Annotated in this window: 13 protein-coding genes; 6 read left to right on the top strand and 7 right to left on the bottom strand. The window is 56.4% G+C overall.

All coding sequences use genetic code 11. From position 1 onward, the window contains the following. Nucleotides 1–21 precede the first annotated feature (21 nt). The 5 genes from AC1Z3F_RS11605 (at nucleotide 22) to AC1Z3F_RS11585 (ending at nucleotide 7069) form a co-directional block, all read left to right on the top strand. The gene (locus tag AC1Z3F_RS11605) at nucleotides 22–1437 is read left to right on the top strand and encodes a dihydrolipoamide acetyltransferase family protein (RefSeq protein ID WP_131089245.1); all 1416 of its coding nucleotides are present in this window, start codon (nucleotides 22–24) and stop codon (nucleotides 1435–1437) included. Between the two features lie 137 nt (nucleotides 1438–1574). Beyond that, nucleotides 1575–2009: a carboxymuconolactone decarboxylase family protein gene (locus tag AC1Z3F_RS11600; protein WP_242632495.1), complete on the top strand. Its 435-nt coding sequence runs from the start codon at nucleotides 1575–1577 to the stop codon at nucleotides 2007–2009. Between the two features lie 8 nt (nucleotides 2010–2017). Further along, nucleotides 2018–2935 (top strand): sigma factor-like helix-turn-helix DNA-binding protein, encoded by a 918-nt coding sequence (locus AC1Z3F_RS11595; protein ID WP_131089243.1) that lies wholly within the window; start codon nucleotides 2018–2020, stop codon nucleotides 2933–2935. Between the two features lie 58 nt (nucleotides 2936–2993). Then, nucleotides 2994–4493 carry a hypothetical protein gene (locus AC1Z3F_RS11590; protein ID WP_131089242.1) on the top strand — a complete coding sequence of 500 codons (1500 nt, stop codon included), beginning with the start codon at nucleotides 2994–2996 and terminating at the stop codon, nucleotides 4491–4493. 80 nt (nucleotides 4494–4573) lie between these two features. Further along, nucleotides 4574–7069, top strand: a complete 2496-nt coding sequence (locus tag AC1Z3F_RS11585) for a hypothetical protein (RefSeq protein WP_483565763.1) — start codon at nucleotides 4574–4576, stop codon at nucleotides 7067–7069. 39 nt (nucleotides 7070–7108) lie between these two features. On the opposite strand, the gene AC1Z3F_RS11580 is transcribed toward AC1Z3F_RS11585, so the two are convergent. Beyond that, the gene (locus tag AC1Z3F_RS11580; protein WP_131089240.1) at nucleotides 7109–9175 is read right to left on the bottom strand and encodes a S9 family peptidase; all 2067 of its coding nucleotides are present in this window, start codon (nucleotides 9173–9175) and stop codon (nucleotides 7109–7111) included. Nucleotides 9176–9455: 280 nt separating this feature from the next. On the opposite strand from AC1Z3F_RS11580, the gene AC1Z3F_RS11575 reads away from it, so the two are divergent. Next, nucleotides 9456–10226: a hypothetical protein gene (locus tag AC1Z3F_RS11575; protein ID WP_483565762.1), complete on the top strand. Its 771-nt coding sequence runs from the start codon at nucleotides 9456–9458 to the stop codon at nucleotides 10224–10226. A gap of 69 nt (nucleotides 10227–10295) precedes the next feature. Here the strand turns inward: AC1Z3F_RS11575 and AC1Z3F_RS11570 are convergent, their stop codons facing one another. The 6 genes from AC1Z3F_RS11570 to AC1Z3F_RS11545 all read right to left on the bottom strand — a co-directional run bounded on the left by AC1Z3F_RS11570 (nucleotide 10296) and on the right by AC1Z3F_RS11545 (nucleotide 16546). After that, a complete protein-coding gene (locus AC1Z3F_RS11570) occupies nucleotides 10296–10622 on the bottom strand; it encodes a hypothetical protein (protein WP_444614275.1) in 327 nt (108 codons plus the stop codon). Between the two features lie 180 nt (nucleotides 10623–10802). Continuing rightward, the gene (locus tag AC1Z3F_RS11565; protein WP_483565761.1) at nucleotides 10803–12281 is read right to left on the bottom strand and encodes an amino acid permease; all 1479 of its coding nucleotides are present in this window, start codon (nucleotides 12279–12281) and stop codon (nucleotides 10803–10805) included. A 14-nt stretch (nucleotides 12282–12295) separates the two neighbouring features. Further along, nucleotides 12296–13711, bottom strand: coding sequence for an aspartate ammonia-lyase (locus tag AC1Z3F_RS11560; protein WP_483565760.1), 1416 nt, complete (start codon nucleotides 13709–13711; stop codon nucleotides 12296–12298). Between the two features lie 46 nt (nucleotides 13712–13757). Further along, nucleotides 13758–14753, bottom strand: a complete 996-nt coding sequence (locus AC1Z3F_RS11555) for an asparaginase (RefSeq protein ID WP_483565759.1) — start codon at nucleotides 14751–14753, stop codon at nucleotides 13758–13760. Further along, nucleotides 14750–15454 carry a FadR/GntR family transcriptional regulator gene (locus AC1Z3F_RS11550; protein WP_483565758.1) on the bottom strand — a complete coding sequence of 235 codons (705 nt, stop codon included), beginning with the start codon at nucleotides 15452–15454 and terminating at the stop codon, nucleotides 14750–14752. Before AC1Z3F_RS11550 ends, AC1Z3F_RS11555 begins: the two co-directional genes overlap by 4 nt. Nucleotides 15455–15595: 141 nt before the next feature. Continuing rightward, nucleotides 15596–16546: a beta-ketoacyl-ACP synthase III gene (locus AC1Z3F_RS11545; protein WP_131089235.1), complete on the bottom strand. Its 951-nt coding sequence runs from the start codon at nucleotides 16544–16546 to the stop codon at nucleotides 15596–15598. Between the last annotated feature and the right edge of the window lie 195 nt (nucleotides 16547–16741).

Raw genomic sequence — 16741 nt, 5'->3', positions numbered from 1 at the left:
AGCGGAACCCAAGGAGTAAACATGACAGTCTTTAATCTCCCCGATGTGGGCGAAGGCCTGACCGAAGCGGACATTGCTTCCTGGAAGGTCAAGGTCGGCGACACCGTCGAGGTCAACCAGATTTTTGTGGAAATTGAAACCGCAAAGTCACTTGTTGAATTGCCGTGCCCGTTTGCCGGTGTCGTCACTGAACTGCACGCATCTGAGGGTGACACCGTATTGGTGGATCACCCGCTGATCAGCATTGACCAAGACGGCAATGCGGCGGCTCCAACTGGCATTCCAGAACGTGCCGAAGTGCAAAGCGCCGAAACGCCTCAGGCCTCGGAAGAACCCGGCCCGTTGGTGGGCTCCGGTCCTACCGCTGATTCGTCGGTACGCCGCACCCGAACCAGCCGCCCAGCACCATCGGCCGCTGCACAGCGTTCGAATGCTGTCCGCGCATCAGGATCGGCACTGGCTGACACCATCTCGCGTCGTGCCCAGTCCTTGGGTACTGCAGTACGCGGAGAAGTAGACCGTCGTAAGCCAGCAGTGGCCAACTTTGTTGACCGCGTGCTAGCTAAACCACCGGTGCGTCGTCTGGCCAAGGACTTGAACATTGACATCAATGATGTGGTGGGCACCGGAACCGAAGGCGAAGTCACCCGCGATGATGTAAACAGCTACCAGGCTCAGCGCGAGGCCGAGCACGCAGCAGCACCAACCTACTGGGCTCACGGCCAGTTGGCTGACGCCCGCGTAGAGCGCACCCCGGTGCGCGGTGTCCGCAAGGCAACCGCCAAGGCGATGGTTGACTCAGCCTTTACTGCTCCGCATGTATCGATCTTTGTTGACGTGGATGCCAGCCGCACCATGGAATACGTGCAGCGACTGAAGAAGTCTCGCGACTTTGAAGGCATCAAGGTTTCACCGTTGCTGGTGCTAGCTCGCGCAGTTATTTGGGCTGCAGCACGTAACCCTTCGGTGAACGCCAGCTGGGTTGAGACCGAAAATGGTGCAGAGATTCACCAGAAGCGTTTCATGAACTTGGGCATTGCTGCGGCAACCCCACGTGGGCTGTTAGTTCCAAATATCAAGGATGCCCAGGACCTGAACATGAAGGAACTGGCTATCGCACTGAACGATTTGGCTGCAACCGCTCGTGCAGGCAAGACCCGTCCAGAAGATATGCGAGATGGATCGCTGAGCATCACTAACATTGGTGTGTTGGGCATCGACACCGGTACCCCAATCATCAACCCGGGTGAGGTGGCCATCGTTGCCTTCGGTACGATCCGCCAAAAGCCTTGGGTTGTTGACGGCGAAGTGGTCCCACGCTGGATCACCACCCTGGGTGGTTCATTCGACCACCGTGTAGTGGACGGTGACCTGTCGGCTCGCTTCATGGCTGACGTCGCATCGATCCTGCAAGAGCCAGCCATGCTGCTGGACTAGTTAGCCCAGAACAGCCCCAAGGAAAACTTTCAAAAAGTTTTTCCTTGGGGCTGTCACGTTTAATGCTTCTGAATCGACGGAGTTATAGAAGGCAGAAACCTGCCGGAGAGTCGATTTCCAGGAGGCGCACCATGCGCATGAACCTCAACAAAACCCACAACAAGGGCTACGCCGCCGTACTCGGTTTAGAGTCCTACGCCAGTACTTCGATGCCTAAAGACCTCTACGAACTGGTCAAGTTACGGGCTTCAATCCTTAACGGTTGCTCCTTTTGCACAGACATGCACTCACATGATGCATTGGAAATAGGCATCTCCGCAGCCAAGCTCTTTGCCGTCGCCGCCTACAACGATTCACCACTATTTAGTGATGCCGAACGTGCTGCCCTGCGCTTGACCGATGAGGTGACCCGGCTAGACCCGTCAACCGGAGTCAGCGACGAGGTGTGGAACGCGGCGGCCGAGGAATTCAGTGAAGAAGAAATCGGCAACTTGATTTTTGCGATTGCCACGATCAACGTCTGGAACCGCATTGCCATCACCACCCGAATCGAACCACCAGTACGCGGCTAGCTGCCTTCATGACTGATACGATCGGGCGCGTGGAGCAACCAGAGACCGACGCAGTACTTGCGCACTGGCAGGCTGAGAAGCCTCGGCTGACCGTGCTGGCCTACAACATGCTCGGCGTCTGGGCCCAAGCCGAAGACATCGTCGGTGCCGTCGGTGAACAAGTGTTCACCATGGCGCCGACCTCGGCAGCACAAGTGCACAATTGGCCCGGATTCCTCACCACGCTCACCACCAGACGAGCCATCGACGTGCTGCGTTCGGCCCAGCACCAACGAACGCAGTATGTTGGCTCGTGGTTGCCCGAGCCAATAGATCGGGCAGTGCTGCCGGAAGACGCTGCAATTAACGATTCAATGCTCAGGCTGGGAGTTCTCCATTTACTCGAAGAGCTCCCTGCTTCATCAAGGGCCGCATACGTGCTGCACCACGCCATGGGGTATACGGCCCTGAACATCGCCGAGGTGCTCGAAACCAGTCCGGGCGCGGTGCGCCAAATGCTCAGCCGGGCTTCCAAGAAGCTAGGTCAATCACCAGCGCCCGAACGCGAAGACACCGGGCTATCGGCAATGCTCAGTCAGATTGTTCAAGCGATCCACCAAACAGATGCTGAAGGCGTAGTCAGGCTATTAGCCCAAGACGCGGCGCTCTACTCTGATGGCGGTGGAAAGGTGCGAGCTGCGATTAACCCAGTATTTGGAGCGCGCCGGATTGCTCGTTTCCTCATTGGTATTGAGCGGAAGAACCCGGGACGGAACATTTTCTCGGGACAGGTCAACGGTGAACCAGCGTTGCTTTTCACTATGGAAGGCCGACGAGACGTTGTGATCATTGATATCGCTGAAGGTGTGATTCAACGAATTTTGCAGGTATCCAATCCTGAGAAGTTAGGTCAAGTAGGACGCAACTGGACTCCACTTCCACGCTAGATCTGGCGGTTTGTCATGACGCCGAGTTAATCAACCTCTTGTTGCTACAGTTGAGTCCATGACTCGCACTCGTACCGCTCTGCCGTTTCGTTTCTCAGCGTGGCTGGGCAGCGCCATCATCTTGCTCGGCGGTGGCGTCGGGGCAGTTGGTATTCCTGCTCAAGCCAGTGTCCCTGCAGCGAGCTCAGAGTCTTCGCAGCCCGTCTACCCCTCGGCTTCGCCTAGTGATGAAGAAGAAGACGATGAATCAATTCTGATCCCTACTGTCACTTCGCAAGAGGGCAAGTTCTATCTAGCGGTGACAGATGCGGCCATCGATAACGTTGATTCAGAAAAAATCATGAACGAGGTCCGGGCCGCGGTGGATGACCAGCATGCCAAGATTCTTCTTGGCGTGGATCAGAAGCCAAATAACCTCAAGGGCGCAGGCCAATTGGTGCGCGGCATGCTGCTGTTTGGCGACACCGACGCGCTCAGTGATGACTGGCTGGAAGATGGCAAAACGCAGGGCTACGTCGGTGCCGGGTGGATAGTCATCGGTGTGATGCTTCCGGAAAAGCCCGGAGGTGAAGTTGAAGTATCTGTTGACCCCGGACGCAACGTAAGTGAAGTTGATCCCGGAAGCAAACAAGAAATAGTCGACGCAGGCAAAGAACAATTTGCCGCCGGAAACTATACGGAAGGAATCAGTGCGGTAGCACTGTCTTCCACCCAAGAGCTCGACGCACCACTGGATCAGAAGATCTCGTTGAGCATCGCCTTGGGTTTTCTTGCCGTGATTGCCTTAGCCATCGTCTTTGTTGCCTTGAGATCTAAACGCCGCAAGGCACAACAGGTTGCAATCGAACAACTCGGTAAGGACTCAGAGCGGTGGGAAAACTCGATCCAGCGACATCTGAAAAAACTGCGCGATTCCAAGATGGAAAGAATAGAAACCACGCAGAATCTCAGCAGCTCTAGGGCAATCGGTGAGGTTCAGTCACAGCGAGAGCAAGCGTTGCACGAAGGTCCTGGAACTAGTGTGGTGCACACTGATGAGAACTCAACAGAGCAGCTATCTCCAACGCAGGCACGCGCGCTAGAACAAAAAGCTGAAGAGCTCAGACTCCTAAGCCGGGCAGTAGAGGTGTCCAACAGTTTGACTGGTGGGCCGCGGGCAGCGCTGCCTATCTGGAATCAAATTATCAGTAAGCATCAAGAAGGAATAGAACTGCTTGTTGCCTTCCTCGACGGTTCTGGAACAAGCCAGCTAGAGGTCTCCCGTGCTGCGCGCACCATCATCGTTACCCACACCGATGAGCTAGAACAACTTCGTGCACTGACCAAGGAAAAGTCCGCAACGCAGTCGGCATTGCCACTTCTTCAAGACTTCTGGGTCTTGCGAGATGAACTCGAAAATGTGCTGGCCTCCTGCCTAAATGAGGCGGCTAGCGGGCCAGCGAGACTAGAACCCAAGCTGGCTGCGAAAATTCGCGGGCTACTGACAAACTCTGAAGTTCAGGATGATGATCCGATTTCAGTGCTCCGCAGGTTCGTACCGGAAAGCCGGGGCAACTGATGCGAGCACGGTTGATGCATGATTCTGAGGGTCGGCGCCTGCGCCGGCCCGTCCATTGGGCCGCGATTGCTTCGCTCTTCATGGCGCTCATAACCGCACTGTTGGGTGTGCGTGCCGCCGTTGCGGTGCACGCGGCGAGCGTGCCGCTTCCTTATGAAGTGACGGTAGAGATCCAAGGCAAACATGACTACAACATCACTCAACAGCGTGTTAATGCGCAACTGGCCGCACACCCGGTTCGATCATCAAAGCCATTAAAATTAGTTCTTGTTGATCGCTGGCTTACTGCAGATGAAACCCAGCGCGCAATGGTCCCTAACGATCAGGTCCTAATTACCTCGAAAATGGATCATCTGAAGACCGAGAACTACAAGATCGATGAACGTTTCAGCGGTGTCGGGATAGCTCATGACCTGGCGCCAAACGATGATAAAAACTCAGACATGCGTTATGACATCCACGACGCATTCAAGTCCAACGTATCGGTCGGTCATGGTCCAAAGGCTGTCATTGCGGCGGCAGACACAGCAGCAGTGTTACTAGATGATTCGCAGACAAGCTCACCGATTTTCTGGTTTTCTTTAGTGGGCTTGAGCGCCATGGTGACCGCTGCATTTCTAGTGACAGCACTGCGTTTCCGATCTCGCTGGGAATCACGCCGTCGTCGGTTGACCGTGGCGCAGCGAAAATTGGCCCGCGTGGTTTTGGACCTTGAAGCCTTGGAAGCAACCTATGTAGCTGCTGAAGAATCTCGTCGCCCGAAAGGTTTCACCGAAGCCTGGGAACAGCTACAAGAAATGTCTCTTAGCGCAGCACGTGGTGAAGACCCGCTGGTTATAGCTGTGTATGACCGCCAGACATCGCTGAGTCAAAAGACCGGTGACGAGCTAACTGCTTTCGAAGCGATGGCACGCAAGCTGACGGCCTTGGCGGATAGTCTCATGGGTGCCGGCTCGGTGCATGCGAAGTTGGCCGGCACCGGATCCACCATGGACAAGCTGAGCACTCCGATCAATGATGCGGCCACCGAACTTCTCATCAGACTCGAAGATGCACCGGGCAAGATGATCTCTGGCGAGGATCTTCAAGGATTACGTGACTCGTTAGGTGCACTTCTCGATGCAGCCCAAAAGGACTCACCGCAGAGCGACGCCGTCAAGGCCTGGTCTGCGGCGGAGAAGAATCTGGCCCGGCACACCAGTCAGATTATTCGGCGTCTACGGCGCTATCCTCACGGCACGCGCCCTGCGGTTCAAGAAGTTAGTGCTGAACACAATCAGTTGCGTTCCACCTTGGGCCTGCCGCCGGTTTCCGCCAACGGAGCGCTGAACCAGCTGAAGACCGCAAACTCCTTAGCCAGAGCCATTCTCGGAGACACCCTGAGTACGGATCAGGCTTCTCAACCGGCTCAGGATTCATCGGCTGGTTGGCTGAGGAAAGTGGCCGGGCAGATCAGCGCACGAGCTAGTCGAGGCGAAGAACCAAGCAAAGCCCGCACCATCAAGATCGTTGCATGGTTATCAATACTGTTCTGCGGTTCTTTGATAGCAGCCGGAATCATTACCTATCAGGTGAGCAAAAAACCTCAGAGCAACTATGACGGTACTGGCCGGGGCATGGTCTTAGAGATTGATGACAAAGCAGGACTAGTCGATGAAGCCGAAATTCGACGGTACATGGAGGAAGACTTTGATCAGGAACAGCACCTGTTGGTTGCTGTCCGTGATGCAGAGTCCTACCTGAAAATACAATCGATCGAAGGTTCAGAATACAGAGAGTCAACGGCTGAAAGTGTGCGTTCAGCTATTTGGCGAATCAGGAACGAATATCAGGATCGTGCGGATTCACAAAGTAAAGAGTTGCCCGAAGGCCTAACGATCATTCCCTTGTTGATTACGGACAAAGGTCGAGGGATCGTGCCAGGGCTGATCTCTGGCACGGTGCTCAGCGGAAACGCATCGTGGGGCTCAACCACCGCGTGGGATTTCGGAAGTATCACCGAATCTAGATATCCGTCCATGGAGGTTTCAAATGAAGCCGGGGACTTCGCCAGGGTGCTGGAACGAGCAGAATACGAAAAACCCGATTTCAGCGTAGCTTTACTGTTCTGGATTCTGACTTTCATGCTGTTCTTCACCGTGCTCAACCTTTTCCAGCTGATCCAATTCATCCTCGGCGCCAGTGGTCAGTTCACCCGATTCACTCGTGGCTCCCGTTCGCTGGAAAAGACTCGAAAGCGCCTGGAACATCTGGCACTGGGGCTGGAGGATTCACAGATCAATGCAGTGGCAGTCCTAGGAGCTACAACTTCCAGCCGTGCCGACGAAGCTGGGCAACGACTCTCTGAACGCGCCTTGATGATGGCATGGAGAGAAGCTGAAGAACTCTCATCAATGAGCCTGTCCCAACGGATGGGCTCGGGCTTCGCGGCTCGAACCACACACCTAGAACGTCTCGTGGCTTTGCTCGATGAGCGAGATGCTGATGTTGCCAAGCGGGCGCGTGAACTGGTGGTAGCCAGCCGCGGCGCCGGTGGAGATACGCCTGGGCAAGTAGTGTTGCCGGGGCAGCCATAACTGCCACCCCGGCAAGTAGCTAGAGAACTCGGGAACTAACTAGCCTAGAAGCTCAGGTAGTTCGCTTGGCTCATTTCCCAAGACCTTCTGGGATAAGAATTCGGTGACCACTTGGTACCAGATCTTGGCGTGCTGCGGAGTAAGGATCCAGTGGTTCTCATCCGGGAAGTACAAGAACTGGTGCTCGGTACTGCCATCTTCCTTTTGTGGCAAGCCTGAGTCAGCAAGAAGTTCGTACCAAAGACGAAGTCCTTCGCCGATCGGAACGCGGTAGTCCTTGTCTCCATGAATGACCAGCATTGGGGTGACAATATTTCCTACCGAATGATGCGGGGAATTCTGCTCGCGCATTTGTGGGCTCATCTCGCGAGTCCAGTAGAACGCCGCATCGGTGGTCTTGCCAAAACCTTCCAAAGCCCACAGGCTGGCGTGGGTGACGATGGCCTTGAAGCGGTCGGTATGCCCGGCCACCCAGTTGGCCATGTAGCCGCCGAAGGAACCGCCCATTGCGGCGGTGCGCGTTTCGTCGATATCCTCGCGGGCTTCGGTCGCATCGGTGATGGCCATGAGATCCGTGAAGGGCTCCTGGCCCCAGCGGCCCCAGCCGCGCTGGATGAAGTCCTGGCCGTAGCCGGTGGACAGGGCGGGGTCCGGCAGCAATACCGCGTAGCCTTGGGCCACCAGCAACCAGGGGCTCCAACGCCAGCTCCAAGCATTCCACGAACCCAGCGGACCGCCGTGGATCCAGAGCAGCAGTGGCGCCTTGTTCTGCGCCGAGGCCGTCTCCGGCAGGGCCAGCCAGGCGCGGACGGTGGAACCATCCTCGGCCGTGGTGCTGACCTCGGTCAGAGTGCCGGGAAGCGCGGGGCGCTCGGCGGGGGAGATCAGTAGCGTGGCTTCGGCGAAGTCGCCGGCTTCGAGCTCGTGGACGTGGGTCAGGTCCACGGCCACCGGCTCTGCCGGGTAGAGGTAGCTGGAACGCAGCGCGTAGGCGGTGCGTGAATCGCTGCTGATGGTGACGTCGGTGAAGCTGCCGTCATCGGTGAGCCGGGTGATCTTGTCGTTGTACAGGCTCAGGTGGAAGATCGGGCTGTGCCCGTTGTCATCCGCGGTGAGCAGCAGCGAACGCCCATTGGGCACCCACTGTATGTCGTTGACCCAGCGGTCCCAGCCATCGGCGATCTGGTGGGTTGAACCATCGGCCAAATGCATCAGCCACAGTTCGAAGACCGGGGCGGTCTGCGCAGTGGAACGGTGCCAGCGTGCGTAGGCCAGCTCCTTGGAGTCTGGGCTGATCTTGCCAATGGTGTATTCGTAGGTGTCATCCGGGCTCAACAACATTTCTTGTGCGCCGGTATGTAGATCGATACGCATCAGACCCGGTGCGCTGGAAGCTCGACCTTCAGGAACTTGCCATTCGGTGATCAAAAAATCACCGTTCGAGGCAACATCGAAGGCTGTTTCTTGCAGGTTGGCACCGATGCCTGGTGTCAGATCGGTGAGTTCTGCGCGCTTAGAATCTTGGACTTCAGGAAGGTTGCCCGAATAGAAGTGGGCAGTTGCTGGACCCAGATCATGGTCCCAATAACGCACCGGGTATCCGGTGTGCAAAATGGCGGAGACCTTTTTGTCTTTGCGGTCCGTGCGCAGTTTTTCTTCGGCTTCAAGGTCTTTGGCGCGGCTGTGGCCGCTGCTTTTTAACACAATGGTTTGCGGTGACTTACTGCAGACGCTTAGTGATTGCACGCCGGCCGGGTGAGAAATGGCCGGACGGGCTTCACCACCTGCCGCTGGTAGTAGCCATCCTTCAGGTTTGGCGTCGTCCTTGCTGGAACGTTTGGCCACGAATAGTAGGTCGCCGTTAGCGGTGAACTGAGGTTGGAATTCGCCGTGTTCGCCGAAGGTGAGCCGGCGCGCTGGCAACTGTCCTTTGGGGTCGATAGACCACAGTGCACTGTCGTAGCTAGTTTCATCCTCGGACAGGGTGCTCATGGTGGTGACCAATTGTGTTCCGTCGGGGGAGAGCGTCAATCCGCCGACGCGGGCTAGTCCGATGTAGCTGTCTAAATTATGAAATGAATGCTTAGAGTGTTCCACCTCACTCATCTTGCCACTGATAAGAGCCCGAAACTACTGTCGGGGCAAAGTTACGCTAAACCGATAATGTGCCAGCCGATTGAGGCGAAGGATTTCTGGACGATTCACGTAACCCACGCCTTGCCCCGATGTTGTTGAGTAAATGATCTTGACCTCCCGATTTCTGTCCAGAACCTGTGGCCAGGAACCTACAGTTAAGAACTTCTCGGCTTCTGTACTTTTGTACAGATGGAACCAGGCTGTCCGCCGGTAATTTTTACAGTATCCAGAAAATCTAGTTGGAGGATAAGTGAGAATTGCAGTCAAAAAAGTGTCAGTTGCCGTTGCTAGTTGCGCATTAACAGCGGGTCTCGCTGTCAGCATGTCACCGGCCTACGCAGCCACCTCAACAGTCCAGTCATCGCAGACAAGGATCTCTGATGCGGAATCGCTCTTGGGCGCGGACGACCTAGAATATATCGAGAAATCATTCGAAAAGCTGAATATCCCTGTTGCTAAACAAAGTGCTCTTCTCGAAAAAATTTCATCAGGAAGAAAATTGGATTCTGAGACGATGAAATCGCCTGTGAAGGTCACCAAGGCATTAAATCCTGATGGTTCGCAAACCGTTACCAAATCTTGGGAGGATGGTTCGGCGATCAGTGAAACCGTATTTCCTGACAAGTCTGCCGCTGCTTCAACGGGTGGTTTCCCGCTAGCATTGCCTGCTAGCGTCAAGGGATGCACAACCAAGTACGAAGTAGGTATGACGCATAAAAGCAGTTGCCAGGTGTGGCACCAAGCAGTAACTTGGTCAGCAGGTTTTACGGCCAGCTTCCGTTATAGTCTGAGCAATGGTCATTACATCAAAAGTATTAGCAACCCCAAAACAGGCGGAATCGGGATGGGAAAAGGCTCGTTGAGCTACATCAAGCGCTCTGCATACTCAAGTCAGACGGCCAAAGCTCAGTTGAAGGCCCGACAAACCGTGAAAATTGCAGGAATACCAACTAGTCGCGATGGAGGAGTGATCCTAAACGTCAATACTGGTGGTGGCTCCACCTCATCGTTCGGTTCATGATCGAAGCATATTGAAAGAGAGTATTTGAAATGCAACCGTGGCAGATTGTCGTTGCAATAATCGCTATTGCTATCGTGACGTTCGTTGTCTTTTTGGTTCGACAATTTTTGGTGGGTTTTTCAGCTCGAGAAACGTCTCATCTGGACCGCGATTCACAGCGCCAGGAGTAGGACCACGCAATAGGTTCTGTTGAAGAAGGTTGGCGAAGTTTTCGACGAAGAGACGCCAGCCTTCTTCGATAGGTAGCCAGCGAATTTTTCCCTGCCAAGTGACCTTGTCAGACAGGTGGAGCGAACTAGCTTCTGGTAGACCAGCGGTTCCAAGAAAATCTGGACTTGCGATGAACACTCTGAGGACCAGCGGCGCTTCGAATAGCTTCGCAAAGCGCAACATCATCTTGTGCCGATTGCACCAGTAAGTCGGGGTTATGCGTCGCGGGATTCAACGCTTAAAACAAGACCAGCAATTATCGGAGTCAGTACCTTGGCGGGTCTTTCAAAACAAAACAGCGGCCCGGGAAATCAGCTTGAAGCTGTGTTTCCCGGGCCGCAGTTTACGCGGTAAAAGCGAAGTCGCTTAGACCTCGTTCGCCGGCGCTTTGGCGTTCATGCGAGCCTGTGCCAGCTCGTTGATACGGCCGCGGCACAGGTACCAGCCACCGATGATCATCGGAATGATGATGACCAGTGAGGCGACGGTCCAGGTGCCTACCGGGTTATCGAAGGCCATCATGACCAGCACCATCACCAAGAAGGCCAGCGTGACCCAACCGGACACCGGTGCCCAAGGCATGCGGAAGCTTGGTCGATCTTGCTCACCACGCTTGACGGACTTCACCAGGGCCATCTGGCACAGCACGATCATGCCCCACGAGGCGATGATGCCAATGGCAGCAAAGTTCAAGACGATCTCAAACGCCGCAGCCGGAACAATAGCGTTGAGGATAACGCCGAGCACAGCAACTACCGCGGTAATCACGATGCCACCGTATGGAACGCCAGCTTTGTTCATGCGGCCTGCGAACTTTGGTGCCGAACCGTTTAGCGACATGGAGCGCATGATGCGACCGGTGGAGTACAGGCCAGCGTTCAATGAGGACAGCGCTGCGGTGAGCACCACGAGGTTCATGATGACGTCCATGCCCTTGACGCCAATGGAACCAAAGAAGGTTACAAATGGTGACTCTCCGGAGCTGTAAGCGGAGTAAGGAAGCAACAGCGAAAGCAGAACCAGCGAGCCAATGTAGAACACAGCTATACGGATGATCACGGTGTTGATGGCCTTAGGCATAACCTTCTCGGGGTTCTTTGCCTCACCGGCTGCGGTACCAATCAGCTCGATCGAAGCGTAGGAGAAGACCACGCCCTGCATCAGAACCAGCACCGGCATAAAGCCGTTAGGCAAGATGCCACCGTTGCCGGTGATCAGTGAGAAGCCAACTTCTTGGCCCTCAACCGGGGTACCGAAGATGACAAAGTAGCAACCGATGATCAAGAAGGCCACCAGTGCGATGACCTTGATCAGCGCAAACCAGAATTCCATCTCGCCAAAGGCCTTGACCGAAATCAGGTTCAGAGCCAGCACCACGGCCAGCGCTGCCAGCGCCCAAACCCACTGTGGCACCGCGCCGATCCAGGCGACGTACTTGCCGAAGAAGCCCATATACAAGGCGACCGCGGTGATGTCGACAATCGCGGTCATCACCCAGTTCAGCCAGTACAACCAACCGGTGGCAAAGGCAGCCTTCTCGCCGTAGAACTCACGAGCATAGGAAACAAAGGAGCCGGTGGATGGTCGGTGCATGACCAGTTCGCCCAGCGCACGCAGAATCAGGAAGGCAAAAAAGCCGCAGACTGCGTAGCTGACCACGATGCCCGGGCCGGCATCGGCCAGTCGGCCACCGGCACCCATGAACAGGCCAGTTCCGATGGCGCCGCCCATGGCGATCATCTGCATCTGTCGCGAGGACAAGCCCTTGTGGTAATCATTATCGCCAGCGGTGAGCGCGGCATCAGGCACGTGCGGCGCTGTGGCGTGCGGGGTAGATGAGTCCATGAGGATCCTTGAAATTAGTCGGAGAGGTTTGCGAGGCGCTCAGGGGAGAGCAACTCATTGAGGTCTTGTGCAGAAAGCAACCCGCGTTCGAGTACTAACTCTGCCACGCCACGTCCGGTAGCCAATGCCTCCAGAGCCACCGAAGTGGATGCGGCATAGCCGAGGCGTGGGTTCAGCGCGGTCACCAGACCGATGGAGTTCTCCACCTCACGGCGCAACGCTTGCTCATCAACGGTGATGCCGTCGATGCATTTCTCGGCTAGGGTTAAGCAACCATTGGTCAGGTGCTTAAGTGAAAGTCCGATGGAATGTGTGATCACTGGTTCAAAGGCGTTCAGCTGTAGCTGACCACCTTCGGCCGCCATGGTGACGGTCAAGTCATGACCGACCACCTGGTAAGCGATCTGGTTAACAACCTCAGGGATCACTGGGTTGACCTTGCCGGGCATGATCGAGGAGCCGGACTGCACCGCTGGCAGCTGGATGTCGTTCAGGCCAGCGCGCGGACCGGAAGAAAGTAGACGCAGGTCGTTGCAGATCTTGGAGATCTTCAACGCCACACGCTTAAGCACACCGGACAGGTGCACAAAGGCGCCCACATCGCTGGTGGCTTCGATTAGGTCAGGGCTGGTGGTCAGCGGCAGACCGGTCAGTTCACGCAAGTGACGGCAGACGGCTTCGGCGTAACCGGCCGGTGCGTTCAGACCGGTACCGATGGCGGTAGCGCCCAAGTTGATTTCGGTCACGAGCGACAGTGACTCAGCTAGTCGTGCCCGGTCTTCACCCAGGGTGACGGCCCAACCGTGGAACTCTTGGCCCACGGTCATTGGCACAGCGTCCTGAAGCTGGGTGCGGCCCATCTTGACCACGGTGCGGAATTCCGCGGCCTTGGCGTTGCACGAATCTTCGAGCACCTGCATCGCTGCCAGCAGCGGCTGGGTAGCAAAGTGGGTGGCGATGTTCACCGCGGTGGGGTACGCGTCATTGGTGGACTGCGAGAGGTTCACATGATCGTTCGGGTGCAGGAACTGGTAGTCACCCTTTTGGTGGCCCAAGATTTCCAGCGCCAGGTTGGCGATCACCTCGTTGGCATTCATGTTGGTGCTGGTGCCGGCACCACCCTGGATGGGGTCAATGATGAACTGGCCATGCAGCGAACCATGAGCGATGGACTCGCAGGCCTGATCGATGGCACGGGCACGTTCTGCATCCAGCAATCCCAACTCGTGGTTGGTGCGCGCTGCAGCCTGCTTCACGCGCGCCAGTGCGCGGATCAGGTGCGGGTTGCCAGAAAGGTCAGTACCGGTGATGTTGAAGTTCTGCTTGGCGCGCAGGGTATGCACGCCCCAGTAGGCCTCCACGGGAATGTCGAGGTCGCCAATCAGATCATGCTCGCTACGCGTTTCGTCGCTGAGCAAGGTTTCAGACATGGTGAATGTATCTCCAAAAATGTAGTTGTGTGAGAAAAAGAGAAATCTAGAGAGCCTTGAGCACCCCGACGGGTGCACCGCCACCAAGTGCTGGGCTGGTGGCCAGTTCGGCCAGGGCCGCGGGTGCTGCTTCGCCGAGGAACTCGGTGAGTAGCTTGATGGTGATCGGCATGCGTGCACGGTCCCCGCCGTCGGCGATTTTTACTGCCAGCGCGGTGCCATCGGGTAGTGCGACCGCCTGGATGCCTTCGAAGCCGTCTTTGGCTACGGCCCTGGGAAGTGCACGCATGAGGGCGGTGACATCGCGGCCCTCACCGGCCACCAATTCTGGGTGGGTGGACATCGCTTTGGCCACGCGGGCCTCGGGGGTGCCGGCCTTGGCAGATGCCAGGCGAGCAAAACCGCGGGCCAAACCAACAAGGCTGATCAGGTACACCGGGGTGCCGCAACCATCGGTGCTCACCCCGCTGATCTTTTCACCGGTGAGCTCTTCAACGGTGTCCTGCAGCATCTGTAGCAAACGCTCATCGTGCAGGTAGTTGGCGGTATCCCAACCCTTTAGTTCGCTCAGCGCTACCAGAGCTGCATGCTTGCCCGAGCAGTTCTGTGCCAGCTGGGTAGCGGTGCCGCCCTGTGCCACATAGGCTTGGCGTTCGGGCACACCGTAGGGCAAGTCGGTGGAATTGCCCAAGGCCGTAGCGTCGAGGCCAACAGCCTTCAGTGTGGAAGCGGCCACCTGCTGGTGGATCGGTGCACCGGAGTGGCTAGCCGAAGCCAGGGCCAACTGCTGGTCATCAAGTTCAAGACCGGCACGCAGCATGCCTACCGCGAACAGTGGCTTCAGGGCTGAGCGTGGGTAGTACGCAGCTTGGGGCTCACCGTAGCTGGCGCGGACCTCACCGTTGGCATCAAGCAGAACTGCCGAGCCGTAGTGGATTGATTCGACCGCATCACCACGGGTAGCCACAACCAACGGCTCATGTTTGGCCAGCACCGGGTTTTCTAGCTGGGTGGTCTGCGGCTGGGACGGGGCGGGGTTCACTGATTGCTCCTGACGATGGTGGACACTGCGTGTTGTACTGCGGAAAGGTGATCACTCATGGCTTGGTTGGCGCCATCAGGATCTTTGGCTTCGATGGCCCGGAAAATGGCCAGATGCTCGTTTTTAGAAGGGTCTCGGCGACCGGCCACGAGGTTCACGGTTTCGGACTGGCGGGCCATGGCTTCGCGGATATCGGCTACCACTTTGGTGAACACCGAGTTGCCGCTGGCTTGGGCGATGGCGGCGTGGAAGGCTGCGTCTAGTTCTACCCAGGCGGCCGCGTCATCTTCCTGATCCATCTGCTCAATCAACCCGCTGATGCGTTCTAGGTCTTCGGAAGTGCGTCGGGTTGCGGCGAGCGTGGCGGCCGGAATCTCGATATGTGGGCGGGCTTCAAATAAGTCATCGGAGGAGAAGGTGCCCAGCTTGAGTTCGCGGGTGGGACGGTGCGAAATAACAAACGTGCCACGGCCGGTTTCGGTCCGCGTCAGTCCAAGGGCTGCGCAGGAGCGAAGGGCTTCGCGAATCACCGAGCGGCTGACTTGGTAGTCGGCAGCAAGGGCGGCTTCTGAGCCCAACTTGCTGCCAAGTGGGATTTCTTGGGCTTCAATGGCCAAGCGGAGTGCGTGGAATACGGCTTCGGCAGCAGAGCGTCGCTCAATCGGCCGTTGTCCGGGTGTCCAGCTGTCTGACAGGTTCACGTTTACCAGTCTGCGGTGTGATCCACCCAACGTCAAGTTCGCTGGGTCACTAATTTTTTGCACAAAATTAGGGACTTGGTTCACGGCACGTAAACCAAGCCCCTGATTTGGGTAGATAGAAGAAAAGTCTTTTTCAGCTACTTACGGGATGGTGATGATTTGACCTGCGTAGGCCAGTCCGCCACCAAAAGCGAAGAGCAATACCTTGGAACCGGATGCCAATGGCTCATTCGATGCCATCATCTTGGACAAAGCCAGCGGCATGGAAGCAGCTGAAGTATTGCCCGAGTGAACCACGTCGGTAGCGACTCGTGCGTTCGGAGCACCAATCTTTTCGGCCAGGGGCTCAATGATGCGCAAGTTAGCCTGGTGCAGGACGATAGCGTCCAGCTCCTCTGGCTTCAGACCTGCACGGTCAATGATCTTCGAAGCGATCTTTGGAAGCTGGGTGACGGTCCAGCGGTAAACGCTCTGACCGTTCTGCGCGAACTTCATGTTGTTTTCGGTTTCAATGCGGACCGCGTCCGACAGGGAAGGAACCGAGCCCCAAACAACTGGTGAGATGCCGTTGTCTTCCGAAGCGGTGATGATGAAAGCGCCGGCGCCGTCTGCGGTCAAAACGCAGGTGGTGCGGTCGGTGAAGTCGGTGTAATCGGTCAGCATTTCCGAACCGATAACCAATGCCTTGGTGGCTGAGCCTGAAGCAATGGCGCCCTGGGCTAGACCAACTGCGTGGGCAAAGCCTGCACAAGCGACGTTGACGTCCAGTGCGGCTGGACCCTGGTCCATGCCCAATGCGTTGGCCACACGAGCTGCCATATTAGGCGAGCGGTCGGTGGCGGTGCAGGTGGCGACAATAACCATGTCGATATCAGCAGCGGTGATATCGGTGGCGTTGCCCAATGCCATCTCGGCGGCCTTGATAGCCATGGAGTCTACGGTTTCTACTCCGGTGCCCCAACGACGTTCTTCAATGCCAACGCGACGAGTGATCCACTCGTCGCTGGTTTCCACCAACTTTTCCAGCTCGGTGTTAGGGACGATGCGCTCTGGCTGGAAATGGCCAAAGGCGACGACTTTGCTGCCGGTCATGGATATAGCTCCTCGGTGGATTCAAATCTGCTCTTCTAAGGTTAGTCGTTTAATGTGCTACTCGCTGTTCATGTACCTCAGAATGCATGTATTGCTGGATACATCCGTGTATTTTGTCCTAATTCGTTCGGTTATCGAGAAGCTGGGATTTGTTAGGACTTCACATCGCGTCAGTTCCTTGTTCATCTCTTCTTT

Source organism: Glutamicibacter sp. MOO4 (assembly GCF_056934395.1).
The sequence above is the reverse complement of the archived record's forward strand: the minus strand, read 5'-3'. Positions and strand labels throughout refer to the sequence as shown.

What these genes read in the sequence shown, in the direction of transcription:
- AC1Z3F_RS11605 (WP_131089245.1), top strand. Translation starts at nt 22, where the DNA reads ATGACAGTCTTTAATCTCCCCGATGTGGGCGAAGGCCTGACCGAAGCG.
- AC1Z3F_RS11600 (WP_242632495.1), top strand. Translation starts at nt 1,575, where the DNA reads ATGAACCTCAACAAAACCCACAACAAGGGCTACGCCGCCGTACTCGGT.
- AC1Z3F_RS11595 (WP_131089243.1), top strand. Translation starts at nt 2,018, where the DNA reads ATGACTGATACGATCGGGCGCGTGGAGCAACCAGAGACCGACGCAGTA.
- AC1Z3F_RS11590 (WP_131089242.1), top strand. Translation starts at nt 2,994, where the DNA reads ATGACTCGCACTCGTACCGCTCTGCCGTTTCGTTTCTCAGCGTGGCTG.
- AC1Z3F_RS11585 (WP_483565763.1), top strand. Translation starts at nt 4,574, where the DNA reads ATGGCGCTCATAACCGCACTGTTGGGTGTGCGTGCCGCCGTTGCGGTG.
- AC1Z3F_RS11580 (WP_131089240.1), bottom strand. Translation starts at nt 9,175, where the DNA reads ATGAGTGAGGTGGAACACTCTAAGCATTCATTTCATAATTTAGACAGC.
- AC1Z3F_RS11570 (WP_444614275.1), bottom strand. Translation starts at nt 10,622, where the DNA reads ATGATGTTGCGCTTTGCGAAGCTATTCGAAGCGCCGCTGGTCCTCAGA.
- AC1Z3F_RS11565 (WP_483565761.1), bottom strand. Translation starts at nt 12,281, where the DNA reads ATGGACTCATCTACCCCGCACGCCACAGCGCCGCACGTGCCTGATGCC.
- AC1Z3F_RS11560 (WP_483565760.1), bottom strand. Translation starts at nt 13,711, where the DNA reads ATGTCTGAAACCTTGCTCAGCGACGAAACGCGTAGCGAGCATGATCTG.
- AC1Z3F_RS11545 (WP_131089235.1), bottom strand. Translation starts at nt 16,546, where the DNA reads ATGACCGGCAGCAAAGTCGTCGCCTTTGGCCATTTCCAGCCAGAGCGC.